The sequence below is a fragment of the Cupriavidus sp. genome (genome assembly GCF_057315035.1).
This window is the reverse complement of the sequence record NZ_DBHKYV010000009.1, coordinates 1-24607: the sequence shown is the minus strand read 5'-3', so window position 1 is coordinate 24607 and position 24607 is coordinate 1. Positions and strand designations below refer to the sequence as shown.

Below are 24607 nucleotides of genomic sequence, written 5' to 3'. Positions count from 1 at the left end.
CGCCCGACGGTGGCGTGCCACGCTCACGACGTGAAACTCAGTCGCCGGAAAACTTCGCGCCGCCAGCAGGGCGGATGTACTTTGGAATCGGAATGCCCGCACGCTTGGCAGCGGCGAGAATCCCGGCTTCGATCGCACCGGCATCGCGTACGCTATCGAACTCGCCATCCTTGAAGATCACGTTCGCGCCGTAGACGACCATGAATCCTTCCGCTGCTTCCTTGGCCTCGGCTGGAACCGAGAAGGTGTGCACGGAGCCGCCCGGCTCATACAAGTAGCTACCTGCGGTCTGAGGGTCGTCCGGATACTCGACGTAGTTCCACTGGCCCTTGGTCGTGAAGAAATGAACGGTACCGGTATGGAAGTGCGGCGGCAGCCGGGTGCCCGGCTCGAACTTTCCATAGAGCACCCAGATGCCGTTCTCGCGGTCCAGGAAGAGGGGAATGATGGTTGAGCCGGGTTCGGAACCCGGGAACTCGTCCACATCATGGATGTTGACGCTCAGCAGGCGATCCTGGTGTGTAACGACTTTTGGTAGGGACATGCTTACTCCGGATGGATGCGGGAGACTGTTATTCAGACGCGGATGACGGATTCCTTGCCGTCCCATTCCTGAGCAGCGGCGGCAACCTTCTTGAAGTACTCACCCTTGCCACCGCGCGTTTCGGAGATCTCGATCACGCAACTCGGCAAATCCTTGTGGACCAGATAGGTGAAGCGACCACGCTGGCCCATTTGGCCCGAGTGCCCCTCGACATAGCCGGCTTCGAGCAACTGGGCGCGCATGTCGTCGTAGTGGTCTTCGGTCCAGAACGCCACGTGCTGCATGCAATCGCCACCAGATGCCTTGAGCGAGTCGCGATAGAGCGATGGAGCGTCATCGTGCTGTTGAATCAGCTCAAGCTGGATGTAGTCGGAGTTGGCCACCGCGATCGAGATCTTTGGCGGGGTGGATTCCTTGCCGTAGTACGTGAAAGTCGACGGCGTTGCATCTTCACGATAGAACCATGGACCGACACCAAGCACGCGCGACCAGTGCTCCATGGCCTTCTCGATATCCTTCACGATATAGCCGATCTGGCGAATGCCGGCGTAGATTTGACTCATTTGTAGACTCCGAACGGATTTGTGTGGGTGGGCGGCATGGAGATGCGCGCCTGGGTGGATACGACAGCTAGACGGAAAGTGCGCCGTCGACGCGCAACTCGATGCCGGTGATGTACCTGGCGTCGTCGCTGACCAGGAATGCGGCGGCATTGCCGATGTCTTCGGGGGTGCCTTGCCGTCCCATGGGACAACGCGCATCGCGCTCGATGTTCGCTTGCACGGGATCGGCATAGAGCCTGGTTGCGTGCTCGGTGCGGATCATCCCCGGGAGAATCACGTTCACGCGAACCTGGTCACGCGCATACCGCCGTGCGAGAACCCTGGTCAGATGATTGACCGCAGCTTTCGACGTGTTGTAGGAGAGATAGAACGTCGTGGGACTTGGTCGGATACTGGCAGTCGACGAGATATTGATCACCGAGCCGCCGCCCTGTTTGACCATCAGCGGGATGAACTGCTGGCACGCGAACATCACGCTTTTCAGGTTGATGTCATGAATGCGATCCCATTGTTCCTCGGTGATTTCCTCCAGTTCGCAAACATGCTCGGTGCCAACCTTGTTATGGAGGATGTCGACCCGGCCATAGCGTTCGATCGTCATTTCCTTGATGGCGACGATGTCGGCCAGCTTGGCAGCGTCTGCTTGTGCGGCAACGGCCTTGCCGCCTGTCTTGAGAATGCTGTCGACCGTTCGCTGTGCAGCAGCAGGATCGATGTCGACGCACACGACTGTGGCGCCATCCCTTGCATAGCAATGCGCGGCCGCACCGCCGTTGCTTTGTCCTTGCGGCGGATTGCCGCCGCCGATAACCACCGCGATGCGGCCTTCGAGTCTTCGATGCATGGGCTTATCCGATGTGCAGGTTTGCTTTCTGGGACAGGGATCGATACTTGCTGACTTCGCCGGACAGGAACGTGGCGAACTCTGCCGGTGAGTTGGGGGTGGCGGTAACGCCGAGCGTAAGCAGCTTCTCGGCGACGGCAGGCTTGCGGAGAATCGTTGCGACGTCACTGCTGATTTTCTGCGCGATGGCGTTGGGCAGGCGGGCCGGCGCGAACAACCCGGCCCATGAGGTCAGGTCGTATCCCGGCACCCCGGACTCCCCGATGGTCGGTACCGCCGGCAGCAACGGCGAGCGTGTCTTGGTCGTTACGGCCAACGCCTTGAGCTTCTTTTCCTTGATGAACGGAATGCCCGCCGAAAGATTGTCGAACCCTAGCTGGATTTGCCCGGCAAGCAGGTCATTCAGCGCGGCGGCACTTCCCTTGTAGGGGACATGGACCATCTTCAAGCCGGTCATTTCGCAAAAGAGTTCGCCTGACAGGTGCGGCGACGTGCCATTGCCCACCGATGCGTATGAATACTTGTTCGGATTGGCACGCACCAGGTCGATCAACTGCTTGAGGTTGTCGGCGGGGAAGGACGGGTGTGCGAGCAGCACATTGGCGAGCGTGCCAACCAGCGTCAGCGCGGTGAAATCGCGGATCGGATCGTAGTTGATGCTCTTGTAGAGCGCGGGGTTGATCGCATGCGACGCGATACCACCCATGAGCAACGTGTAGCCGTCGCCGGAGGATCGGGCGACGTACTCCGCGCCGATACTGCCGCCGGCACCGGCGCGATTCTCGACGATAACGGGCTGACCCCACATCTGGCTGAGGTCCGTTGCGATCAGGCGGGCCATGATGTCTGAAGCATCACCCGGAGGATTCGGAACCACGATCTTGACGGGCTTGGTGGGGAAGGCGCCATCGGCTGCGCGAGCCGATGTGGACCACGGAGCGACCCCGGCAACGGCAAGCGTGGCCAGGAATCTGCGGCGATCGATCATGAAGCTGTCTCCTGATGTTTTTTGAGTGACACGCAACTAGTGAAGCAGCACTAGCCAGCGGCATGGCATCCATACTAATATCGTTATTAGTCGTTTTCAAGAGGGACCTGCAACGGCAGGTGCAACGCTTGGACGTCTGGCAACCCATCAACGTCGCATCGACATCACATCAACATCAAAACTGAGGAGAACAAATGACGATTCCGTACCCCGACATGACCGGTGTAGCGAAGGAGTGGCAGGAAGTGGTTGAGAAAAAGCCCTTGAACGTCTTCAAGATGCTCTTCCATTCGCCGAACATGGCGCCTGGCTATTTCTCGCTGGCCGAAGGCATCCTACGCGGCAATACGCTGCCAGGCCCGCTGCGCGAACTGGTGATCTTGCGCGTGGGAAACCTGTATGACGCGCCATACGAGCTGTTCCATCACGAGCGCCTGGCGCGTGCCGCAGGCCTGTCTGAAGCGGGGATTGCCGGCGCCAGGCTTGGCGCCGCGGCCGAAGGGCTGACCGAAGAGGAGCGATCCCTCATTACGTGGACGGACAGTATCGTGAACCATCACGAACTGGTCGGCCAGCAGCGTGACGACGCAGTAGCCCAGTTTGGCTACAAGGGCCTGATGGATATTGTCATGACCGTTGGTTTCTACCAGCTCGTGTGCAACTACCTGCGCACGTTCGAGATCGCAATCGAAAGCTAGTAGCGCGCACGCGGGGGCGCGCAGGAATGCCGGATCACCAGTTCTACCGGCACGCGTGCCGTCTCCGCCGGTATATCGGTGTGGGATTCCACGCGGAGCCGCGCCAGCAGCATGCGCGCGGCGATCCTTCCGCACTCGCCGATGTCCCATTTGAGGGACGTGATCGGCGGTGTGTGCAGCCGCACCAGATCGGTATCGCCAACCCCGATCAGTGAGATTTGCTCGGGGACTTTGAGCCCGGATGAGGCAATTGCGGACAGCACGCCCGCCAGCATGCCGGTACCGAGGCAGATCACCGCGGTAGGGCGGGTGTCCTGTTCGAGTAACGCGCGCGTCTGGCTGTAGGCTTCCTGGCCCGATGCGTCAAGCTCGCAGATCAGGGATGGATCAAGCGCAATGCCTGATTCCTTGAGCGCCATCTCATACCCTCGCAGCCGTTCGCGCCCGGGGCGGATCCTTGCGGCAGGCGTCAGTACTGCAATGCGCTTGTGACCCAGGCCGATCAGGTAACGCGTGGCTTCCAGCGCGCCGCTCATATGATCGGCAATGACCGCGTCACCCTTGCCGTGGCTTTCCCGATCGTGGAACACAATCGGCAGCTTGCTGGCTGCCAGGGCTTGCGACACTTTCTTGTCGGCTTCGTCGGCGTGGGCCACGATGAGCCCATCAACCCGCCCCGAACCGTAAGCATTCAGAAGTGCGACTTCGCGCTGAGGCTGGCTGTGCGTGCTCGAAACAAAGAGCAGGTAGCCCGCTTCGTCTAGCACTTCCTCGGCCGCGGCCAGGAAAATCCCGTGCAAGGGGTTGGAGATATCGGAAACCAGCGCAGCGACTGCCTTGGTGCGCTGGCTCTTGAGTCCTTGTGCCATCGGGTTCGGCACATATCCGAGTTCGCGGACCGATGCTTCCACGAGTTGCCGTACTTCCTCGGATACCCAGTTCTTGCCGGTAACCACTCTGGAGACCGTGCCTTGTGACACGCCCGCATGACGGGCAACGTCGAGCACTGTGATTCGCTTTTTCTCCGCAGGCATGTTGGGGTGGGCGTGGCCGTGGCAAGGCGCCCATTGTATGCCAGCGGGCGGGAACCCCCGGAATACGCTCCGCGGTTGCTTTATTCTAATAACGTTTTTAGAATCGGGCGAATGTCTGCCGGATGCCAGGGAGGGTCAACGGCATCGGGCGCAGTGACAGTCACCGGGGAAAATAGCGTGGGGAACCTGACATCGAAACGATGGTGCGCCCTGTCAGTGGGCTTTGATGCGGACTTGCGCGCACTCGCGGGTGAGCGGCGCGTGCAGCGTGGGGAAGTGCTTTTTCCACACGGATCGCCGCCGGATGCCTTCTACTGTGTTGAGAAAGGGCGTCTGCGCATCAGCGTGGCGGGGCCGAGCGGGCGAGAGGCGGTTATCGGCATGTATGAACCAGGCCAATGGTTCGGTGAAGTGTCGCTGTTTACCGGGGCTCCGCATCCCTATGACACGCGAGCCGTCGAGCCGACTGACGTGCTGGTGGTTTCTGCCGCAGCGTTTCATCGACTGGTGTCCGAGCGCCCCGAGTACCTGATGGAATTGACGCGCCTTGTCAGCATGCGTTGCCGACTGGCGCTCGACTGGATCGACGAGACCATACTGCTGCCGCTGCCCATGAGGCTGGCCCGCAGGCTGATTGCGGCGAAGGAAACCTATGGGCAGCCCGGCCAGCCCGGACATCGCGGGCACCCGGCTGGCGCGGTGTCGCTGCGGATCTCGCAGGAAGACCTGAGCCATATGCTTGGTGTGTCTCGCCAGAGCGTCAATCGGCAACTCAAGGAATGGGAGTCGCGCGAGATTCTGCGCCTGCGCTACGGTACGGTCACCGTGCTCGATCACGACGCTCTGCACCAGTTGGCCTAGCCCGCTGTGACTAACCGTCAGGCGCGCGAGAACATCGCGCCGCCGGTCGGCCGGATATAGACGGGCATCCCCATCATGCCCGCGCGTACCGCATCCAGAATGGATTGCTCGATCGCACCAGCATCCATGATGTTGCGGTATTCGCCGTCCACGAAGTTGATGTTGGCGCCATGCACGACCATAAAGCCTTCTGCGGCTTGCGCAGCGTCTGGCGGAACGGCAAACGTGTGGATCGAGCCGCCCGGTTCGTACAGATAACTTCCCGCAGTCTGCGGATCGTCCGGGTACTCAATGTAGTTCCAGACACCTTTTGTGGTGAAGAAATGAACGGTGCCGGTATGGAAGTGTGCGGGCAGCCGGGTACCCGGTTCGAACCTGCCGTAGAGCACCCAGATGCCGTGTTCGCGATCCAGAAAAAGGGGCGTGATGGTAACGCCCTCGACTTCGGTTGGCAGTGCCGGTTCGGCATTGATATTGACTGTCAGTAACCGGTCCTGATGTGTGGTGACTTCCGGAAGCGCCATTTGACTTGTGTCTCCTTGCGGGGTGGGGGTGGTCTGAATTTCCGACGCATTATCTCCGCGGCCTTACCGGAAATCTGTCATCCATTGGCACTTGCGCATCAGGGCTTTCCCGGTAGCGCACCTATTGCACGCAAACCGGGGAAATCCCTCACCCCGAAGCGCCCAAAGGCGACAGTCCAGTTTCTTGTGAATACCGATAATCGGCACACCGGGCCGGGATCTCAAGAATGCCCTACACCAGAAACTGGAGACACAGATGCACAGTAGCGACGATCAACTGTTCAGACGGATCACGTGGCGGCTGATGCCGATCTTGTGTGTCTGCTACGTGTTCAACTATCTCGATCGCACCAATGTCGGTTACGCACAGTTGCAGATGAAGGAGATTCTGGCGTTCAGCGATGCGGTGTTCGGATTGGGCGCGAGCGTTTTCTTTGTTGGTTACGCACTGTTCGAAGTGCCGAGCAATATGTTGCTTGCGCGGATTGGTGTGCGTGGCACCCTGCTGCGCATCTTGTGCCTGTGGGGAATGGCCTCGGCAGCGATGATGTTCGTGCGCACGCCGACGCAGTTCTATGTACTTCGCTTTCTTGTCGGTGTGTTCGAAGCAGGCTTTGCGCCCGGCGTGCTGTACTACCTTACGCTGTGGTTCCCTCAGCAACGGCTGGCGCAGGTCACGGCGATCTTCTTCATGTCTTTCAGTGTTGCGCCGATCGTTGCGGGGCCGACTGCCGGAGCCATCATGACCTACCTCGATGGCGCGGCGGGCCTGCATGGCTGGCAGTGGCTTTATGTTCTGGAAGGCATTCCCTGCATTGCGCTTGGCATCGCTGCCTTCCTGATCCTGCCGAACCGGCCCGCCGATGCCGCGTGGCTGGATCCGTCGGAGAAGTCTCGGCTTCAGGCCCTGCTGGTGCAGGGGAGCAATGCAGCGTCCGGTCACGGCGCAGGATTGCGTGAGGTATTCAAGGATGCGCGCGTGTGGGCGCTAGGACTCGTGGCCTTTCTTGTGCTGTTGGGAATCTACGCGCTGGCGTTCTGGAAGCCGACCATCTTGAAAGGCATGGGCCTGACAATCATGCAGGTGGGCCTCTATTCGGTGATCCCGGCCATCGCCGGCGTGGGGTCTGCAATTGTGCTGGGCCGGCATTCAGATCGAACCGGTGAGCGTAAATGGCATTTCGCCATTGCAGCCTGCGTCGCGGCGACGGGCCTGATGCTGACGACACTGTTCCCGGCCAGCCCCGGACCCGCCGTCCTCTGTCTGGCACTGAGCTCGGCCGGAACATCGCTTGCCTATACCGTGGTTTGGGCGATGCCCAGTACCGTGCTTAACGGACGAAACGCGGCGGGAGGCATCGCGCTTATCAGCACCGTTGCGGCAACCGCCGGTATCGTTGCGCCGGCCGCGGTGGGCGCCATCAAGGCCGCCACGGGCGGATTCATCGTCAGCCTATACCTGCTGAGCTCCGCGCTGGTACTTGCGGCGTTGGTCTTCCTGTGGACGTTTCGCACGCATCAGCCCTATCCACAAGGCCGATCACTGTCCGAAGCCAGCTAGCAGGACATCGCATGATCAATCCCGCTCCGCACCCAGCGGCGGTGCGATGTCCTCCAGCGGACGCCGTTCGGCATCCACGCCGAAGCGCAGGGCCATCAGGCCAGCCACGATCACCAGCGCCGCGCCGATCCAGTAGCCGACGGCCACCGCGCCGCGGCTGCCGGTTTCGATCAGCATCCCGAACAGCACCGGTGCGATAAAGCCGCCGGTGCCGGTTCCCACGGCGTAGAACACCGAAATGGCCAGGGCACGCATTTCGAGCGGGAAGACCTCGCTGGCGGTCAGGTAGGCCGAACTGGCCGCGGCCGATGCCAGGAAGAACACGGCTGACCAGCATAGCGCCTGGGACCGCGCATCGAGCCAGCCTTCCCGGAAGGCCCAGCCCGTGGCGGCCAGGCCGATGCCCGACAACACGTAGGTCACCGCGATCATCTTGCGCCGTCCAATACGGTCGAACAGGGGGCCCAGCACCAGCGGCCCCAACGCATTGCCGAGCGCGAACGGGAAGATATAGAGCGCCACGCGTTCCTCGGGCACACCCTGGAAGCGCGTCAGCACCAGCGCATAGGTAAAGAAGATCGCGTTGTAGAAGAATGCCTGCGCCACCATCAGCGCAAACGTGACGACGCTGCGGGTCCGGTAGCGCCGCAGCAGCAACCGCACGATATCGCGCAGGGCAGGTATCGGTTTTCCGGTGTAGGCAACAGTGGCGCCTGGCGCCAGTGGTGGCAAGGGGCCATGCCGGCGCGCTACCTCGGTCTCGATTGCCGCAATCACCTGTGCGGCTTCCTCATGCCGGCCATGGGTGGCCAGCCAGCGCGGGCTTTCCGGTACATGGCGGCGGATCAGTACGATGGCGATGGCCAGCACCGCGCCAAGCGCGAAACAGGCGCGCCAGCCCCAGACCGGGCCGAATACCCGGGGATCCAGCAGGACCAGACTCAATCCCGCACCGAGCGCGGCACCGATCCAGAAGCTGCCGTTGATGGCCAGGTTTACGCGTCCGCGCACGCGCGCCGGAATCAGTTCATCGATCGCCGAGTTGATGGCTGCGTACTCGCCGCCGATGCCCAGCCCCGTCAGGAAGCGGCACACCGCAAAGAAGGCGAAGTTTGGCGAGAACGCCGTGGCCAGGGTGGCAGCCATATAGACGGCCAGCGTGGCCAGGAACAGCTTCTTGCGGCCCAGCCGGTCAGCCATGCGGCCGAATACCAGTGCGCCAATCACCGCGCCGAGGATATAGAGCGAGCCGGTCCAGCCCACCTGTGCCGCATCGAGGCCAAGCGTATCGGGCCGTTCGAGGACCGCGCCGACCGATCCAACCAGTGTGACTTCGAGCCCGTCGAGCACCCAGGCCACACCAAGCGCAATCGCGACGCGCCAATGCCAGGCGGAGCACGGCAGCCGGTCAAGTCGTGCGGGGATATCCGATTGCCAGCCGGTGATGGGAGTCTCCTTGTTGGTTTTTGGGAGGGAACTCACCGGACTATAGTCCCATCGGCCTCGCATGCCTGTCGGTGAAGCGCCGACGCCAACCCTTCAGGCAAAAAAAAGGTGGTCCTTGCGGAACCACCCTCGATCTGACCGCAATCCGCACAGCATGCGCTGGCGGACCGTATCCGGCTTATTGTGCAGCCTTATTGTGCCGGCTTATTGTGTGCCACCTTACTGCGCCGGGAACGTCAGCGCATTGCTCAGGTCGCCCATCGCAGGCTTGCCATTGGCAAGCAGCGAATCGTCACGCAGCTTCAGGCCCGGCAGCGTTGGCAGCGCAAAGCGGTGGGTGATGAAGCGCAGCACCGAGGCAGTGTCGTATTGCGTGTGGTCGACGAAGCCGCGCTTGGCGAACGGCGACACGATGATGGCCGGAATCCGCGTGCCTGGGCCCCAGCGGTCGGCGGTCGGTACCGGTGCGTGGTCGTAGAAGCCGCCGTTCTCATCGTAGGTAACCACGATCAGCATGTTGTTGTACTGCGGGCTCTTCTGCAGTTGGGCAATCAGGTTGGCGATATGCGCGTCACCATCTGCCACGTTGGCGTAGCCGGCGTGCTGGTTCAGGTTGCCTTGCGGCTTGTAGAACGACACGGCGGGCAGCGTACCGGCTGCGGCATCGGCCAGGAACTGGGTATCGAAGTCCTTCAGGTGGGCCGCACGGTAGTCGGCGTGGTCGATCGGGCTGAATGCCGCGTAGAAGTTGAACGGCTGGTGGTGCGTCTGGAAGTTCGGCACGGCCTGGCCGTTGTTGATCAGCGTGCGATCGGCCGAGACAGCCTTCCATGCGCCCGAGTACCATGCCCAGCTCACGCCGCGTTGATCCAGCAGTGTGGCAATCGTGTCCTGGGTTTGCGCGGGCAGCGTGTTGGCCTTGGACGGGTCGGCCAGCAGTTTGGTCGTGTCCGCGGAGGCCGGTGCATTGCCGCTAGGCTGGTAAGCGGGCTGCATCGTGTTCACGGCGTAGAACATGCCGCTGCTGTCCTTCGGCGTCAGCGTGCTGTCGTTCTGGTATGCGGCCGTGCCGGTCAGGATGCTGGCCGGGCTGGTGTCCTTCAGTGCCAGGCTCTTGCCGTCGGCGGCTACCAACGAGATCGAGGCCGATGCCACCGACTTGTCGGCATCGGGGTATTTCGGTGCGCAGGCGCAGACCAGATACTGGTGGTTCAGGAACGAACCGCCGAACGCACCCATGAAGAAGTTGTCGGCCAGCACATAGTCCTTGGCCAGCTTCCACATGGCCATGCTGCTGCCGTCGTAGTAGCCCATGGTGATGCCGCCGGCATCGGAGAACGCGGCGAACTTGTCGTTCTTGCCGCCGTTGATCTGCATCTGGTTGTTGTAGAAGCGGTGTACCAGGTCGCGCGTGATCACGTTCTGTCCCACGACCACGCCGGTGCCGTTCACGCCGGCCGGATCGTCGATGCGGAACGGCTTGTTGGCCCAGCCCACGGTGTTGGCCTGCGGCAAGGTCACCGTCTGGCCTGCCGCCGTGAAGCCACCCCAGGTGGGCGGCAGCGAGGCGAGCGTGGAACCGTCGAAATCCTTTTGCGGCTCGACCGTGCCGACTGCGGTCGGGTTCACGCCCGGAATGCCGTTGGCGCCGGGGAACAGGCCGTAGAGGTTGTCGAAGCCGCGGTTCTCGGCGTAGATCACCACCACGTTCTTGATGTTGTTCAGCGCCAGGCGCTTGGTTACGCCGTCGCGGATCGCGGCACCAATATCGCCGCCGGAGGCCACGGCCGTTGCGATCAGGTCGATGGCCTGTTCGATTTCGGCTTGCAGCGCGGCCTTGACCTTGCTGTCGGTTTCCTTGTTGTGGTCTTCCAGCAGCTTGTCTGCCGCCACGCCAAGACGGGCAGCCAGCTGGGTACGCGCGGTGTCAAGGTTGCCACCGTTGGCGTCTATCAGCGCGGCCAGCTCGGTGGAGATCGCGCTGAGCACGGCATTGGCGTTGGCCGGTGCACGGAACACCAGCTTGCGAGTCACCGCGGCATGACCGCCGGCATCGTCGTTACGGAATGCGTCCGTATCGATCTCGGCCACGACCGGGCCCTGGCCGTTCACAGTGAATGCGCCCTTGGCATCGGTGAAGACCGATGCTTCGCCGCTATCGCACTTGGCATTGTTGTTGGCGTCGATACAGACCTTGGCATGCTCGAAGTAGCTGCCGGTCACGACGCCCGATGTGGTGGCGGCGGGCGTGCTGGAATCGCTGCCGCCACAGGCGGACAGGCATGCAGCGGCCAATGCGGCCAGCGGCCACAGACGGGGATAACGACTCATGGTTTTCCTCTTTCTTATATGTGGGAGTGCTGCGGTGCTTCAAGAAAACGTGGGTACTTCTGGGTGCGCCGCGAGTTTGAGCCGCCTTTGTGTCAGATTGATGATGCGCTTTGCTTCACATCGATACATGCCAACACAGGGTGTCGGTTCAATGACGTGACATGTGGATGTCACATACACCGCATAGCCTGTGGCGCCATTCCTTCGTCATCTTGTCGTCATCGTCGCGTCATGAGTTTGCCGCCGCTGTTGTGGAACGCTGCGTTCCCGTCGCTCTATACCTGGATTCGTGTTGCCGGCGGCCTGCTGCTTGCGCTGCTGGCCAGCCTGACCACGGGGTGTGGCAAGCAGGAGGGTGCCGCCGCGCCGTCGGCAGGGACCGTGCAGGTTGCCGCCAGCGCGGCCACGGGCGTTGGCCCCAAGCCCGCTGAACCGAAGCCGTTCTACGCGATGATGGCCGAGCGTCATCCGAACATCGCGCAGCTCAATGCACTGGGCAAGGCGCTGTTCTTCGATCCCTCGCTGTCGGCGTCGGGCAAGCAGTCATGCGCCAGTTGCCACAGCCCGGAACATGCGTACGGGCCGCCGAATCATCTGTCAGTGCAACTGGGCGGTGCCGACATGACCCGCACCGGGGTGCGCGCGGCGCCTTCGCTGCGCTATGTGCAGAACGTACCGGCCTATACCGATCACTATCATGAGGATGATGGTGACGACTCCGAAGACCAGGGGCCGACTGGCGGCCACAACTGGGATGGTCGCGCGGGGTCGGCGCACGAGCAGGCACGCATTCCCTTGTTGTCGGCGCACGAAATGGCCAACGGCGAGCCGCGTGTGGTCGTGGAAAAGATCCGCAACGGTCCGCATGCCGACGCGTTCCGCAAGGTGCTGGGTCAGGATGTGCTCGACGACGAGGCTACCGCGTTCAATGCGGTGCTGATGGCGCTGGAGGTGTTCCAGGAAACACCGTCCGAGTTCTACCCATACACCAGCAAGTACGATGCGGTGCTGCGCGGCCAGGCAAAGCTGAATCCGCAGGAACTGCGCGGCCTGCGCGTCTTCAACGATCCGAACAAGGGCAACTGTGCCGCATGCCACCCGGGTGATATCCGTGAAGGCGCATTCCCGGCGTTCTCGGATTTCGGTTTTATCGCGGTAGGCGTGCCGCGCAACCGCAAGCTGCCCGGCAATGCCGACCCGGCGTTCTACGACATGGGACTGTGCGGCCCCGATCGTACCGATCTCAAGGATCGCACCGACTACTGCGGGTTGTTCCGCACGCCGTCACTGCGCAATGTGGCATTGCGCCAAGCATTCTTCCACAACGGCATCTTCCATTCGCTCGACGAGGTGCTGCATTTCTATGCCGAGCGCGACGTCAAGCCGCAGAAATGGTATCCGCGCGGCAACGACGGTCAGGTACGCAAGTTCGATGACCTGCCGGTCCAGTATCACGCCAACGTCAATATGGAAGCGCCGTTTGGCGGCAAGCCCGGCGACAAGCCCTTGATGACCGAGGGCGAGATGCGCGACGTGATTGCATTCCTGAAGACTCTGACCGATGGCTACCAGACGCCGGCGGCCGCAACGAAGACGGCAGCCGTTGTCCGGTAACGAAACCGGCAGATTAATCGGCGGAAAAGCGCGGCAAGGCGGTAAAGCAGATGCAGGAGCAGTAAAGCTGATGCAGGACTACGCTACGCGGCCAACCGCTGCAAGCATCGAGCGGCCGTGGGCGGTGATTTGCGGGCAAGGACGTTTGCCCTGTTCGGACTGCAGAATTACCAGTTCCCTGGTGATCAATGCATCGAGATCGACAGGATCGATTTCGCGAGGAGCGACGGCAACGGTGTCGTCGCGGGTTTGTGGGCCGTTGCCGATCAGCATCAGCGTGGCCAGTTCATGTGGGCTCAGCACGGTGTTCTCCTTGGCGAGAGGGGAGCGGTTTGCTGGGGACATTGGGGAATGCATGGACCGTTGCAACAGTGCAGCGGTGCATCCCTCCGTCGGGATTGTGGACGATCGCGCCGGCACTTGCACGCTGCAGCGCACCGTGACGGCCAGTCGACAGTCATTGCATTGGACGGTCCGAGCGAGCGTGGGTTCCGGTCCGATACAAAAGCGCTACAGAGCCTAGGTGTTTCATACGGGCGTCATGCAGGGCTTCGCCGATTTCCTGCATGATGCCGGACATTGGTGGTTGGGTGCGCTATGTCCCTTGCAGCCCCATGGCGATACCATCGCTGCGTGGATCATGCGCACCGGCATAGCTACCGTCGTCGTACAACGCGATGGCACCAGGATGTCCTGCCAGCGGACTTTGCGCGGCGATCACGCTGATTTCGTGACCGCGGGTCGAAAGCGCGGCAATCACATCGTCGCCGGCATCGGCCTCGATCTTGAGACTGTCGCGCGTATCCGAGAACGTGCGGCCCAGCAGGAACCGAGGCTGCGACAGGGCTGCAAGCGGATCCATGCCATGGTCGATCATGCGCGTCAGCACCGCCGCCAGCGTTTGTGGCTGGCCATCGGCGCCCTGGGTGCCATACAACAGCCGTGGCTTGCCTTCACGCAGATACATTCCCGGATTCAACGTATGGAATGGGCGTTTGCCCGGTTGAATCGCGTTGTGATGTGTTGGGTCGGCACTGAAAGCCGCACCGCGGTTATGCCACAGGATGCCGGTATCGCCTGCCACCACACCGCTGCCCCAATCGAAGTAGACGGTTTGCAGCACGCTGGCACAGCGGCCTTCGGCATCCACCGCGGCCAGATACACCGTATCGCCATGCTGGTACACGTGCGGCCAGGGCAGGGCATGCGCAGGGTCGATGTTTGCCGCCAGGGCGGAGAGCCGTGCCGGCGACAGCATGTCATCGGCGGGTACTGTGACGAACTCCGGGTCGGCGACATGGCGGTTGCGCTCGATAAACGCCTGTTTGATGGCCTCGACCAGCACGTGGTAGTAGTCCGCGCTGCCCTCCGCGATGCTGGCGATGTCGAACCGGTCAAGGATGCCCATGATCTGCAATGTGGTCACGCCTTGGGTCGGCGGTGCCAGGCTCAACAGTTCGCCGCCACGGTAGGGCACGCGCAGTGGTGCTTCGTCGCGCGCCGCGGTACGACTCAGGTCCTGCATGGTCAGCGGGGAACCTGCCTGGCGCAACCCCGCGATGATGCGTTCGGCCAATTCACCTTCATAGAATTCGCGCGCGCCGTGTTCGGCAATCCGTTCGAGGCTATGTGCCAGCGCAGGCTGGCGCAGCCGATCGCCGGCCTGCGGGAGCCGGCCGTCCGGCATGAAGGCCGCGGCAAAGCCCGGCCACTGTGCCAGTTCGTCCTGGCGAAACGCCTGCCAGAACTGCTGCGATGGCGTGACGTCGAATCCTTCGTGGGCCAGCGCAATCGCGCGCTGGAACAGGGCCGCCCACCGTTGCTGGCCTCCCCATTGGGCCCGGCTGATGGCAAACGCACGGTCCCAGGTGTCGACCGTTGCCGCGGTCGTCAATGCCGAGGCCGGCCCGCGTGGCGGGATGGCATTGCCATAGTCGGGTAGCGTGGCGGCGGCCTGGCCGATGCCCGACAGCGTCCTGACGCTGCCATGCTGGTCGCTGAGGATCCAGAATGCGTCACCGCCAAGGCCGGTGAAATGCGGATAGGTAACGGCCAGCGTGGCACCCATGGCAATCGCGGCCTCGATCGCATTGCCACCTGCGCGCAGGATCTCGAGGCCGGCCTCGCTGGCCAGCGCATGCGGGCTCGTGACCATGCCCGTGCGTGACCTTGCCAGTTGAGGCATCGGCGTCGGCATCGATGTTTGCGTCATTGTCGGCATCAGTGTTGTCCGCCCAGGTATGCCTGCACCAGCGCCGGATCGTTGGCCAGCGTTTCGGCATCGCCGCTGGCGACGACACGGCCTTCCTCGAGCACATAGGCCCGATCGGCCAGCGACAACGCCAGTGCGGCCATCTGGTCCACCAGCAGGATCGTGATCGAAGCCTCGCGCAGCTGGTCGAGCGAGGCAAACAGTTCGTCGATGACCTTTGGTGCCAGGCCCAGCGACGGTTCATCGAGCAGCAGCACCGATGGCTTCGACATCAGGCCACGCGCCACGGCCAGCATTTGTTGCTCACCGCCCGACAGCAGGCCCGCACGCTGGTGCTGGCGTTCGCGCAGGCGCGGAAAGCGCGAGAACATCGACTCGATCCGCAGCATCATCTCGCCGCGCGCAAGCGGACCGGACGGAAACGCGCCGAGGCGCAGGTTGTCCAGCACCGACAACTCGGGGAATACCTGCCGGCCCTCCGGCACCAGCACCACGCCCATCTCGGCAATCTTCGCCGCATCAAGGCGCGCAAGGTCGGTGCCGTCGAAGGTAATGCCGCCTTGCACCGGGCGGTGCAGGCCGGACAGTGCGCGCATCAGCGTGGACTTGCCTGCACCATTGGCACCCAGCAGCGCCACCATCTCGCCTTCGCGAACCTGCAGGTCGACGTCGTGCAGTACCGGGGCGGCGCCATAGCCCGCGCGCAGGGCACTGACGCCGAGTACTTCCGGCGGCGATGCCTGGCCGGCGGCCGTGGCGATGCGCTTGCGTTGCGGCGCGCTCGATGCATCGCCAAGGTAGGCGCGGCGCACGGCCGGATCGGTGCGCACGTGCTCTGGCGTGCCGGCCGCCAGCCGCTGGCCGGCATCGATCACGACGATGTTGTCCGAGACATCCATCACCAGCGACATGTCGTGCTCGACCAGGCCGACGGCTACGCCGCTATCGGCAATCCTGCGCAGCAGGCGGCCCAGCGTGGCCTTGTCTTCGCGCGACAGGCCCGCGGCGGGCTCGTCGAGCAGCAGTACGGCGGGTCGCGTGGCCAGTGCGCGGGCAATTTCCACCAGGCGGCGGTCCACGTGGGCCAGGTCGGCCGCGCTGGCATCGGGGTTGCCGGTGTAGCCGCAGGCGGCCAGCAATGCGCGCGCTTCATCGCGCACCGAGGCGGCGGTGAAGCCGGCAATGCCGAGCAAAGCGCCAAGCTTGCCGCGCGTCAGCGCTATCGCCACGTTGTCGAGCGCGCTCATGCCTGCAAACAGTTGCGTGGTCTGGTAGGTCCGCGAGATCCCGTTGCGCGCGCTATGGCAGGCGCCGCGCGCGGGCAAATCGGCGGCGCCAAGCTTGCGGCCACCGGTACGCGGACGGTAGTAGCCGGACAACATATTGAGCACCGTCGATTTGCCGGCCCCATTGGGGCCGATCAGGCTGGTCACCTGTGCGGGCGGCAGGTCGAACGACAGGTCGTCCACCGCGCGCACGCCACCGAATACCATCGACAGGTTCAACGCAGACAGGCCACGGCGCGATTCGGGGGCACGCACGGGCAGCGTGGCGCCGGCTACGTGTTCATGGGCGGCCGGCGACGCAGGATGCAGGCGTCGGAACCCCGAGATCACCACGCCGACGATGCCGGTCGGCGCCACCCACAGCACCACCAGCAGCAATACGCCAAAGCAAAGCAGACGCAGGTTTTCCAGGCTCGACAGCAATTCGGGCAGCAACCCGACCACCACGGCACCGGCAATCGGCCCGGCCACGGTGCCCGCACCGCCAATCATCACCACGAGTACGAACAGGATCGACTGCAGGAACGAGAACATGCCTGGCGTGACCATGCCTTGCAACGGGGCGAACAATCCGCCGGCGAGCCCGGCCAGCGCAGCCGAGAATGCAAAGCCCACGGTCTTCACCACCAGCGGATTCACGCCAATCGATGCGGCGGCGGTCTCGCTGTCGCGCACCGCGCGCATGGCTGCGCCCCAACTGCCGCGTGCAATCCGCGCATAGGCTGCCAGCGCCAGACCCAGCACCGCGATGGCAATCACCGCCAGCGCGCGCTCGCCACCTTCCACGCCGGGCAGCGACGGTTGCGCTATGCCCATCAATCCGTTCTGGCCACCGGTCAGTCCGCGCCATTCGACGGCGCCATGTTCGACGATAAAGCCGAACGCAATCGTCACCATGGCCAGGCCCGGGCCCTTTACACGCAACGCGGGCAGGGCCAGCAAGGCACCGAGCATGGCGGCAACCAGGGCGCCGACCGGCCATGCGGCCCAGAAGCTCCAGCCGGCCTGGCCGGTCAGGATGGCCACCGCGTAGGCGCCAATCGCATAGAAGCCCACATGGCCAAACGAAACCTGACCCGTGAGTCCGAGCAGCAGGTTCAGGCCGACGCCACAGATCGCCAGCATGGCAACGCCGGCAATCACGAAGACAAAATAGCCATTCAGGCTCAAGGCCAGCGCGGCAGCGGCCAGCAGGCCTGCCACCGTGGCCACGATCTGCAGCGGCGTGCCAAGTCCGAGCCACGGTGTGGCGGCACGGGGCGGCGTTGCCGAAGGTGTGGCGGAAGTGGAAGAGGCGGAAGAAATCATGGTCTTGCTCATACCTTGCGTACCTCCGCGCGTCCGAACAGGCCGTCTGGCCGCAGGGCCAGCAGCGCAATCACCAGCGTGAACGTGATGATCTGTGTGTAGCTGGAACCGAGCGAGGCGGTGACCAGTGCTTCGGCCACACCGAAGATCAGTCCGGCAACCATCACACCCCAGGCACTCGACAGTCCGCCCAGGATGGCCACCGCAAATGCCTTGAGTCCAAATACGGTGCCCATGTCCGCCTGCACATTGAACAGCGGCGCGATCAGTACGCCAGCGATACCGGCCAGCAGCGTCGACAGCGCGAATGCGCCGGCAATGGTGCGACGGATAGGAATTCCCATCAGGCGCGCGGCATCGCGGTTCTGTACGACCGCCAGCATTGCCACGCCCCAGCGCGATTTGCGCAGGACGTAGTGGAGCAGGGCGGCCAATGCCAGGCCCACCACGGGAATCACCAACTGCAGCGGATACACGCCCACGCCGGTGCTACCCAGCTGCACCGACTGCGCGGCCAGCGGCGACGGCAGGCTGCGCGGCTCGGTGCCGAACCAGAGCATCACCACGTTATCGAGCACGATGCCCAGCGCGACGGTCGCCATCAGCCATGCATTCGAACCACGGCTCGCAAATGGCCGCACGGCAAGGAATTCGACCGCCAGGCCATACAGTGCGCATAGCGCCAGTGCCAGCACGATGGCCAGCGGCATCGGCCAGCCCAGTGTCTGCGCGAACGTGTAGGTGAGCACGGCACCCAGCATCATCGAGCTACCCTGCGCGAAATTGACCGTGGCCGATACCGCGTAGGTGATGTGGAACCCCAGCGCCATCAGCCCGTACATGCTGCCCAGGCCAAGCCCGCTGATGAGGGCCGATATCCATAACATGGTGAATCCTTAGTGGTGGTGTTCTCCCCTCTCCCGTTTTGCGGGAGAGGGGCGGGGGAGAGGGCCGGCGGTCCAAATTGCGATTCGCGGCAAGCAGAACCTCTTGCCCTCTCCCCCAACCCCTCTCCCGCGCTGCGGGAGAGGGGAGCAAAGACGAACAATCAGGGGTTGAAGCGCTTTACTTCTGGACCGGTACGATGCGGTTGTCGATGAACTGGGCCCACACGTAGTCGTTTTCGGTCAGTGCGTCATGCTGCTGCGGCGAGAACGGCTTTACGTAGGTCTTGATCAGGCCTTCGTAGCGGTCGATCTTGTAGAAGCCTTCGCGAACCGCATCGCCCTTGGTGCTGCCGGCCTTGGCAATGGCCAGCGCCGCGAGCTGCGTCGCGTCGTAGGCATTGGCCACGCCCACTGCGGGGGTAATGTCGTCCGGTCCCTTGACGTCGCTGTACTTGACCTTCAGGTCATTGATCACGCGCGTGCTGACCGGCGTTTGCGTGCCAAAGAAGCTGTAGGTCTGCACGAAGTGGACGTTCTTCGCGTTGGGGCCGGCCAGTTCGGTAAAGCGTCCGCCGGCAGGACCCCAATGCGACACCACCGGCACCTTCCAGCCCATGCGGTCGAGCGACTTGACCACCTGCGCGGACGGGCCCACGTTGCCTACCATCAGCAGGACGTCGGCACCGGCAGCTTTCAGGCGCCCCAGTTGCGGCACTACGTCGACGTCGTTGGCTTCGAACTTCTCGACGCCCACCGGCTTGCCGCCCTTGGTGGCCATGGCGGCGACGATGCCTTTCTCGTTCGATTCGCCCCATGGGTTGTTCACCAGGATCAGGCCGGGCTTGCTGGCATTGAACGCCTTCTGCGCGTACTGGAGCATGGCCTTGTCGACCACCTCGTCCACGGCCGACACGCGGAACGCAAAGTTGGGGTTGGCGCCGTTATGCGTGATCGGGGTGCCCGCGGCCCAAGGGCCCATGAACGGCACCTTCTCCTGGTTGGCGATCGGCACGATGGCCATCGATACCGGCGTGTCGAGTCCGCCAAACAGTACGGCGACCTTTTCCTTGTAGATCAGCTCGCGCGCGGCCAGTACGCCCTTGGCGGGGTTGCCCTCGTCGTCGCGGCGTACCAGTTCGAGTTTGCGCCCGCCAAGCAGGCCGCCCTTGGCATTGATCTCGTCGATGGCCACGGTCATGCCACGCGTCAGGGCTTCGCCGGCACGGGCCGACTGCCCCGACAACGCCGTGATCAGGCCGATCTTGATCGTGTCGGCGGCGTGCGCGGGCAGGGCGGTCATCACGCAGGCGGCAGCGGCTGCCGCGATCAGTGCACGGCGTTGGGGACGAAACATGGCAGATCTCCGGATGGGTTGGTGTCGAGGCGGTGGCTTGCAAGAGCCATGCCAAAGCGTTGACAAATCACCGGAGAACTTTGCGACATATGGAAATACAACACGTCTACGATCTGGTCTGAATATTGCGAACGATTTGGTGAAACGTATGCATACGATCTGAAACGGGGCGCCGCGCACGAATGCGGTGCCAGTTTCCGGGGCGATGCACCAAATCAGAAGAAAGGCAATCGTTCATGACCCTCAATCCGCGCCCGTCGGCGGCTGTCCAAGCTGTAGCAGGGCCCACCTTTGGACCCGCGTTTGGCCCATTACGCCATCACGGCCGCTTCCCGTACCGGCCGATCACCGACGTCGATGACTTCCGCTGGCCCTCGGGCGCGCGGCTGGCGGTCTACCTGGGCTTCAACATCGAACACTTTGCGTTTGGCGAGGGGTTGGGCGCCAACCTGGGGCCGGTATCGCCGCAGCCCGATGTGCTGAACTACAGTTGGCGCGAGTATGGCAACCGGGTCGGCGCATGGCGTTGCCTGGAACTGTTCGACCAGCTCGAAATGCCGGCCGGCGTGGTCCTCAATACGTCGCTGTATGACCATTGCCCGGAATTGCTCGATGCCTGCCTGGCACGCGGCGACGAACTGATTGGCCATGGGCATACCAACGCCCATCGGCAGAGTGAATTCGATGAGGCCGGCGAACGCGCGTTGCTCGAGCATTGCCGCGACCGGATCCGCGAGCACAGCGGCAAGGCGCCCGCCGGCTGGCTGTCGCCATGGATCTCCGAGACACCGGTCACCCCCGACCTGCTGGCCGAGAGCGGCTATCGCTATACGCTGAACTGGGCGCACGACGACCGGCCGGTACGGATGCGCACGCGTGACGGCGGGGCACTGTGGTCGATTCCGTATCCGCAGGAGCTCAACGACATTCCGATGATCATCGGGCGCCAGCTCGACGGCGCGGCGTTTGCCGACATGATCATCGACCAGTTCGACGAGATGCTGCTGCAGGCCAATCATGCGCGGCATCCCCAGCCGCTGGTAATGGGCATTGCGCTGCATCCGTACCTGGTCGGACAGCCCTACCGGCTACGCCATCTGCGTCGTGCGCTGGCCCATATCGCGGCACGCCGTTCACATGGCGAGGTCTGGATGACCACGCCGGGCGCGATCTGCGACGCCATGGACGCGCGCGTTCCGGCCGAATCCGACAGCGCGGCTTCGCGCTAACATCATGGCCATAGTTTCCCTGACCGACGTCATGTCCACCAAAGCTGCCAAGAAAACGCCCGTCACGGCCGACGATAAGCCCGCGGATACCGACCCGCTGGATGCCGATGCCAGGATCTACCAGTCGATCTTCGACGGCGTGCTCAACCATCGCCTCGTACCCGGTACCAAGCTGCCGGAACCGGAACTGTGCAACCTGTTCGGCGTAGGCCGCGCCGTGGTGCGCCGGGTACTGGAAAAGCTTGCGCACGACGGCATCGTGGCGCTGCGGCCGAACAAGGGGGCGGTGATCGCCGAACCGACGCCCGAGGAAACCAGCCAGATCTTCGAGGCGCGCCGCGCCATGGAGCGCGTACTGGTAGAACTGGCCGTCGCCCGCGTGACCGAGGACGATTTGCGCGATCTGCGCCGCCAGCTTGCCGATGAGCATGATGCGATGCACCGCTTCGACCAGCCGTCCTGGGCGCGTCTGGCCAGCGGCTTTCATCTGCGAATCGCGGCACTGGCACGCAATGCGGTACTGCAGCGCTATTTGACCGAACTGGTATCGCGTTGTTCGCTGATCGTGGGTCTTTATGAACCCCCGGGCCATGCACCGTGCGAGCACGACGAGCATGCGGCCATCGTGGCCTGTATCGAAGCGCGCGATGCGGCTGGCGCGGTAGCACTGATGGAAGCGCATTTGCGCGAACTCGAACAACGCATCGAAACCTCGCGCATGCAGGGCGAGAAGAGCCTGGCGCAGATGCTGGGGCTGCCACAGCCCTGAACAAGGAACACCATGGAAATCGATTTCAGCGCGATCACCGAGTACCAGCGCTACAAGCTCATGGCCAGCCTGATCGTGCCGCGGCCGATCGCGCTGGTGACTACGCTCAGCCCCGATGGCACGGCCAACGCGGCGCCGTTCTCGATGTTCAACATGCTGGGCGAGGAACCGCCGATCGTGATGATCAGCGTCAACCGGCTGGCCGATGGCGCGCTCAAGGACACGGCCGCCAATATTGTGCGCACCGGGGAGTTCGTGGTGCATCTCAGTGACGAGGCCATGGCCGAGAAGATGCATCGCTGCGGCGAGCGCCTGCCGCCCGATGTCAGTGAACTGGCGCACGTTGGCCTGACCGCGGCGCCATGCACGCAGGTGGAGCCGCCGCGCATTGCCGAGGCGCCGGTGGCTTTCGAATGCAATCTCTGGGAGACGCTGGAAACGGAAAGCCGCCAGATCTTTATCGGCCGCGTGCTGCGCTTGCATGCACGCGACGGGCTGATCGACACCGAGCGCTGGCGCGTGCGGCTGCAGGACTACTTCCCGGTTGGCCGCTTCGGCGCCAGCTTCTATGTGACCACGCGCGACCGTTTCTCGCTGGAGAAGGATGCCGGCGTGGTCACCGCGTCAACCGCGATCGACGAGATGTGAGCCGAGCGGCGCGGCCGGCTTGCGCCGTGCCCGCCATTGTTCGGCGAGCCCATGGATCTCGCCGGCAATGCCACGCCGGAAGGTCAGTACGCAGATCACGAAGATGATGCCGGTCACCATGGTGACCGACTCGCCCAGCGTATTGAACCAGTCGATGCCCGTGATGCCGGCCAGAAACGTGCCGAGATCGCCGAGCTTGTTCTCGAGCGCAATCACCACGAAGGCGCCGACGATCGGCCCGGTCAGCGTGCCAAGGCCGCCCACCAGCGTCATCAGGATCACCGCGCCCGACATCGACCAGTGCACGTCGGTCAGCGTCTCGAAGCCCAGCACCAGCGCCTTCAACGATCCGGCAAGGCCCGACAGCGCGGCGGACAGCACGAATGCCAGCAGCTTGAAGCGGTCGACGTCATAACCCAGGGAAATGGCGCGCGGTTCATTCTCCTTGATGGCCTTCAGGATCTGCCCGAAGGGCGAATGGATCGTACGCACGATCAACGCGAACGCAGCCACCACGATCACCAGTACCACGTAGTAGAGCGTCAGGTCATTGTCCAGTGGCAGCAGGCCCAGCAGCTTGCCGCGCGGAATGCCCTGGATGCCATCTTCGCCGCCCGTAAACGGTGCCTGCAGGCAGAAGAAGTAGAGCATCTGCGCCAGTGCAAGCGTGATCATCGAGAAATAGATCCCCTGGCGGCGAATCGCCAGGGCGCCCATGGCCCAGCCGGCCAGTGCGGCGAACCCGGTGCCGAGCAGCAGGCCCAGTTCAGGCGTCAGGCCCCATTCCTTCATGGCGTGGCCAGCCGCGTAGCCGGCGCCGCCAAAGAATGCCGCATGCCCGAACGAGAGCAACCCCGTATAGCCGATCAGCAGGTTGAAGGCACAGGCAAACAGCGCGAAGCAGAGCACCTTGAGCACGAATACCGGATAGGCGCCGAGCATTGGCGCGAGCAGGGCGAGCAGTAGCAGGCCGCCGAATACCGCGACCTGGCCGCGGCGAGACGAGTGTTGGCGTTGCGCCATTATTTTTCCTTCCCGAACAGACCCGCGGGTCGCAGCATCAGTACGATCACCATGATGAAGAACACCACGGTCGACGACGCCTGCGGATAGAACACCTTGGTCAAACCTTCGATCACGCCCAGGCCAAGCCCCGTCAGGATCGATCCCATGATCGAGCCCATGCCGCCGATCACGACCACGGCAAATACCACGATGATCAGGTTCTGGCCCATCAGCGGCGAGACCTGGATCACCGGCGCCGCGAGCACGCCGGCAAACGCGGCCAGTGCCACACCAAAGCCATAGGTCAGCGTCACCATCAGCGGCACGTTGACGCCGAATGCTTCAACGATCTTGGGGTTCTCCGTGCCCGCGCGCAGGTAGGCGCCCAGCTTGGTCCGTTCGATCGTGAACCATGTAGCCACGCATACCACGATCGAGGCCACCACCACCCAGGCCCGATAGTTCGGCAGGATCATGAAACCAAGATCGGTGGCGCCCTGCAGTGCATCGGGCGGCGAGTAGGGTAGGCCCGATACACCGTAGATCGAACGCAGTACCCCTTCGATGACGAGCGTAACCCCGAGAGTCAACAGCAAGCCGTAGATATGATCGAGCTTGTAGATCCAGCGCAGTAGTGTCTTCTCGATGACCACGCCGATCACGGCTACCGCGAGTGGCGACAGTACCAGCATCACCCAGTAGTTGAGCCCCGCGTATTCCATGCCGGCCCATGCCAGCACGGCACCGAGCATGAACAGCGCCCCGTGCGCGAAGTTGATCACGTTGAGCAGGCCGAAGATCACGGCCAGCCCCAGGCTCAGCATGGCGTAGAAGGCACCGTTGACAAGCCCCAGCAGCAGCTGGGACAGCAGCGCCGGCAGGGGAATTCCGATATCAAAAG

General features: G+C 63.2%; 22 protein-coding genes. 7 read left to right on the top strand and 15 right to left on the bottom strand.

Annotated features, from left to right (window positions below; genetic code table 11):
* Positions 1-37 precede the first annotated feature (37 nt).
* The 4 genes from ACO550_RS14105 to ACO550_RS14090 all read right to left on the bottom strand — a co-directional run bounded on the left by ACO550_RS14105 (position 38) and on the right by ACO550_RS14090 (position 2939).
* Positions 38-544: a cupin domain-containing protein gene (locus tag ACO550_RS14105; RefSeq protein WP_315593167.1), complete on the bottom strand. Its 507-nt coding sequence runs from the start codon at positions 542-544 to the stop codon at positions 38-40.
* Positions 545-576: 32 nt separating this feature from the next.
* Complete coding sequence (locus ACO550_RS14100) at positions 577-1107, bottom strand: VOC family protein (protein ID WP_315593168.1); 531 nt, start codon at positions 1105-1107, stop codon at positions 577-579.
* 67 nt (positions 1108-1174) lie between these two features.
* Positions 1175-1951 carry an SDR family oxidoreductase gene (locus ACO550_RS14095; protein ID WP_315593169.1) on the bottom strand — a complete coding sequence of 259 codons (777 nt, stop codon included), beginning with the start codon at positions 1949-1951 and terminating at the stop codon, positions 1175-1177.
* Between the two features lie 4 nt (positions 1952-1955).
* The gene (locus ACO550_RS14090; RefSeq protein WP_315593170.1) at positions 1956-2939 is read right to left on the bottom strand and encodes a tripartite tricarboxylate transporter substrate-binding protein; all 984 of its coding nucleotides are present in this window, start codon (positions 2937-2939) and stop codon (positions 1956-1958) included.
* Positions 2940-3133: 194 nt separating this feature from the next.
* Between ACO550_RS14090 and ACO550_RS14085 the strand changes: the two genes are divergently transcribed.
* Entirely contained in the window at positions 3134-3637 is a 504-nt protein-coding gene (locus ACO550_RS14085) for a carboxymuconolactone decarboxylase family protein (protein ID WP_315593171.1), read from the top strand.
* On the opposite strand, the gene ACO550_RS14080 is transcribed toward ACO550_RS14085, so the two are convergent.
* The gene (locus ACO550_RS14080; protein WP_315593172.1) at positions 3634-4644 is read right to left on the bottom strand and encodes a substrate-binding domain-containing protein; all 1011 of its coding nucleotides are present in this window, start codon (positions 4642-4644) and stop codon (positions 3634-3636) included. The two genes, ACO550_RS14085 and ACO550_RS14080, sit on opposite strands and share 4 nt — an antisense overlap.
* On the opposite strand from ACO550_RS14080, the gene ACO550_RS14075 reads away from it, so the two are divergent.
* Positions 4624-5532, top strand: coding sequence for a Crp/Fnr family transcriptional regulator (locus tag ACO550_RS14075; RefSeq protein ID WP_485994879.1), 909 nt, complete (start codon positions 4624-4626; stop codon positions 5530-5532). The genes ACO550_RS14080 and ACO550_RS14075 overlap by 21 nt on opposite strands.
* Before the next feature lie 17 nt (positions 5533-5549).
* Here the strand turns inward: ACO550_RS14075 and ACO550_RS14070 are convergent, their stop codons facing one another.
* Complete coding sequence (locus tag ACO550_RS14070; protein ID WP_315593174.1) at positions 5550-6056, bottom strand: cupin domain-containing protein; 507 nt, start codon at positions 6054-6056, stop codon at positions 5550-5552.
* Between the two features lie 256 nt (positions 6057-6312).
* On the opposite strand from ACO550_RS14070, the gene ACO550_RS14065 reads away from it, so the two are divergent.
* The gene (locus ACO550_RS14065) at positions 6313-7617 is read left to right on the top strand and encodes an MFS transporter (protein ID WP_315593175.1); all 1305 of its coding nucleotides are present in this window, start codon (positions 6313-6315) and stop codon (positions 7615-7617) included.
* A 15-nt stretch (positions 7618-7632) separates the two neighbouring features.
* On the opposite strand, the gene ACO550_RS14060 is transcribed toward ACO550_RS14065, so the two are convergent.
* Positions 7633-9063, bottom strand: a complete 1431-nt coding sequence (locus ACO550_RS14060; protein ID WP_315593194.1) for an MFS transporter — start codon at positions 9061-9063, stop codon at positions 7633-7635.
* A gap of 219 nt (positions 9064-9282) precedes the next feature.
* On the bottom strand, positions 9283-11394 hold the full coding sequence (gene acpA / locus ACO550_RS14055; RefSeq protein ID WP_485994878.1) for an acid phosphatase: 2112 nt from the start codon (positions 11392-11394) through the stop codon (positions 9283-9285).
* 231 nt (positions 11395-11625) lie between these two features.
* Here acpA and ACO550_RS14050 point away from each other — a divergent pair, with 231 nt between their 5' ends.
* Positions 11626-13008, top strand: a complete 1383-nt coding sequence (locus ACO550_RS14050; protein WP_315593177.1) for a cytochrome c peroxidase — start codon at positions 11626-11628, stop codon at positions 13006-13008.
* Positions 13009-13086: 78 nt separating this feature from the next.
* Here the strand turns inward: ACO550_RS14050 and ACO550_RS14045 are convergent, their stop codons facing one another.
* From ACO550_RS14045 to ACO550_RS14025, 5 genes are all read right to left on the bottom strand, one after another.
* The gene (locus tag ACO550_RS14045; protein ID WP_315593178.1) at positions 13087-13311 is read right to left on the bottom strand and encodes a hypothetical protein; all 225 of its coding nucleotides are present in this window, start codon (positions 13309-13311) and stop codon (positions 13087-13089) included.
* A 292-nt stretch (positions 13312-13603) separates the two neighbouring features.
* Entirely contained in the window at positions 13604-15220 is a 1617-nt protein-coding gene (ggt, locus tag ACO550_RS14040) for a gamma-glutamyltransferase (RefSeq protein ID WP_315593195.1), read from the bottom strand.
* A gap of 8 nt (positions 15221-15228) precedes the next feature.
* The gene (locus ACO550_RS14035) at positions 15229-17814 is read right to left on the bottom strand and encodes a branched-chain amino acid ABC transporter ATP-binding protein/permease (RefSeq protein ID WP_315593179.1); all 2586 of its coding nucleotides are present in this window, start codon (positions 17812-17814) and stop codon (positions 15229-15231) included.
* Between the two features lie 8 nt (positions 17815-17822).
* Positions 17823-18701 carry an ABC transporter permease subunit gene (locus ACO550_RS14030; RefSeq protein WP_315593180.1) on the bottom strand — a complete coding sequence of 293 codons (879 nt, stop codon included), beginning with the start codon at positions 18699-18701 and terminating at the stop codon, positions 17823-17825.
* A 178-nt stretch (positions 18702-18879) separates the two neighbouring features.
* Positions 18880-20055, bottom strand: a complete 1176-nt coding sequence (locus ACO550_RS14025) for an ABC transporter substrate-binding protein (protein WP_315593181.1) — start codon at positions 20053-20055, stop codon at positions 18880-18882.
* A 236-nt stretch (positions 20056-20291) separates the two neighbouring features.
* Between ACO550_RS14025 and ACO550_RS14020 the strand changes: the two genes are divergently transcribed.
* From ACO550_RS14020 to ACO550_RS14010, 3 genes are read left to right on the top strand one after another with little or no spacing between them, the layout of a single operon-like run.
* The gene (locus ACO550_RS14020) at positions 20292-21284 is read left to right on the top strand and encodes a polysaccharide deacetylase family protein (protein ID WP_315593182.1); all 993 of its coding nucleotides are present in this window, start codon (positions 20292-20294) and stop codon (positions 21282-21284) included.
* A 31-nt stretch (positions 21285-21315) separates the two neighbouring features.
* Complete coding sequence (locus ACO550_RS14015) at positions 21316-22053, top strand: FCD domain-containing protein (protein ID WP_315593183.1); 738 nt, start codon at positions 21316-21318, stop codon at positions 22051-22053.
* 12 nt (positions 22054-22065) lie between these two features.
* Entirely contained in the window at positions 22066-22701 is a 636-nt protein-coding gene (locus tag ACO550_RS14010) for a flavin reductase family protein (protein ID WP_315593184.1), read from the top strand.
* On the opposite strand, the gene ACO550_RS14005 is transcribed toward ACO550_RS14010, so the two are convergent.
* Positions 22678-23724: an ABC transporter permease subunit gene (locus tag ACO550_RS14005; RefSeq protein WP_315593185.1), complete on the bottom strand. Its 1047-nt coding sequence runs from the start codon at positions 23722-23724 to the stop codon at positions 22678-22680. The two genes, ACO550_RS14010 and ACO550_RS14005, sit on opposite strands and share 24 nt — an antisense overlap.
* Positions 23724-24599 (bottom strand): branched-chain amino acid ABC transporter permease, encoded by an 876-nt coding sequence (locus ACO550_RS14000; RefSeq protein ID WP_315593196.1) that lies wholly within the window; start codon positions 24597-24599, stop codon positions 23724-23726. The genes ACO550_RS14005 and ACO550_RS14000 overlap by 1 nt, the downstream gene beginning before the upstream one ends.
* Between the last annotated feature and the right edge of the window lie 8 nt (positions 24600-24607).

Coding starts and splice junctions, on each gene's coding strand:
- ACO550_RS14010 (WP_315593184.1), top strand. CDS start 22,066: ATGGAAATCGATTTCAGCGCGATCACCGAGTACCAGCGCTACAAGCTC.
- ACO550_RS14030 (WP_315593180.1), bottom strand. CDS start 18,701: ATGTTATGGATATCGGCCCTCATCAGCGGGCTTGGCCTGGGCAGCATG.
- ACO550_RS14100 (WP_315593168.1), bottom strand. CDS start 1,107: ATGAGTCAAATCTACGCCGGCATTCGCCAGATCGGCTATATCGTGAAG.
- ACO550_RS14050 (WP_315593177.1), top strand. CDS start 11,626: ATGAGTTTGCCGCCGCTGTTGTGGAACGCTGCGTTCCCGTCGCTCTAT.
- ACO550_RS14005 (WP_315593185.1), bottom strand. CDS start 23,724: ATGGCGCAACGCCAACACTCGTCTCGCCGCGGCCAGGTCGCGGTATTC.
- ACO550_RS14095 (WP_315593169.1), bottom strand. CDS start 1,951: ATGCATCGAAGACTCGAAGGCCGCATCGCGGTGGTTATCGGCGGCGGC.
- ggt (WP_315593195.1), bottom strand. CDS start 15,220: ATGACGCAAACATCGATGCCGACGCCGATGCCTCAACTGGCAAGGTCA.
- ACO550_RS14085 (WP_315593171.1), top strand. CDS start 3,134: ATGACGATTCCGTACCCCGACATGACCGGTGTAGCGAAGGAGTGGCAG.
- ACO550_RS14105 (WP_315593167.1), bottom strand. CDS start 544: ATGTCCCTACCAAAAGTCGTTACACACCAGGATCGCCTGCTGAGCGTC.
- ACO550_RS14070 (WP_315593174.1), bottom strand. CDS start 6,056: ATGGCGCTTCCGGAAGTCACCACACATCAGGACCGGTTACTGACAGTC.
- acpA (WP_485994878.1), bottom strand. CDS start 11,394: ATGAGTCGTTATCCCCGTCTGTGGCCGCTGGCCGCATTGGCCGCTGCA.
- ACO550_RS14015 (WP_315593183.1), top strand. CDS start 21,316: ATGTCCACCAAAGCTGCCAAGAAAACGCCCGTCACGGCCGACGATAAG.
- ACO550_RS14090 (WP_315593170.1), bottom strand. CDS start 2,939: ATGATCGATCGCCGCAGATTCCTGGCCACGCTTGCCGTTGCCGGGGTC.
- ACO550_RS14075 (WP_485994879.1), top strand. CDS start 4,624: ATGACGGGCAACGTCGAGCACTGTGATTCGCTTTTTCTCCGCAGGCAT.
- ACO550_RS14025 (WP_315593181.1), bottom strand. CDS start 20,055: ATGTTTCGTCCCCAACGCCGTGCACTGATCGCGGCAGCCGCTGCCGCC.
- ACO550_RS14065 (WP_315593175.1), top strand. CDS start 6,313: ATGCACAGTAGCGACGATCAACTGTTCAGACGGATCACGTGGCGGCTG.
- ACO550_RS14020 (WP_315593182.1), top strand. CDS start 20,292: ATGACCCTCAATCCGCGCCCGTCGGCGGCTGTCCAAGCTGTAGCAGGG.
- ACO550_RS14035 (WP_315593179.1), bottom strand. CDS start 17,814: ATGATTTCTTCCGCCTCTTCCACTTCCGCCACACCTTCGGCAACGCCG.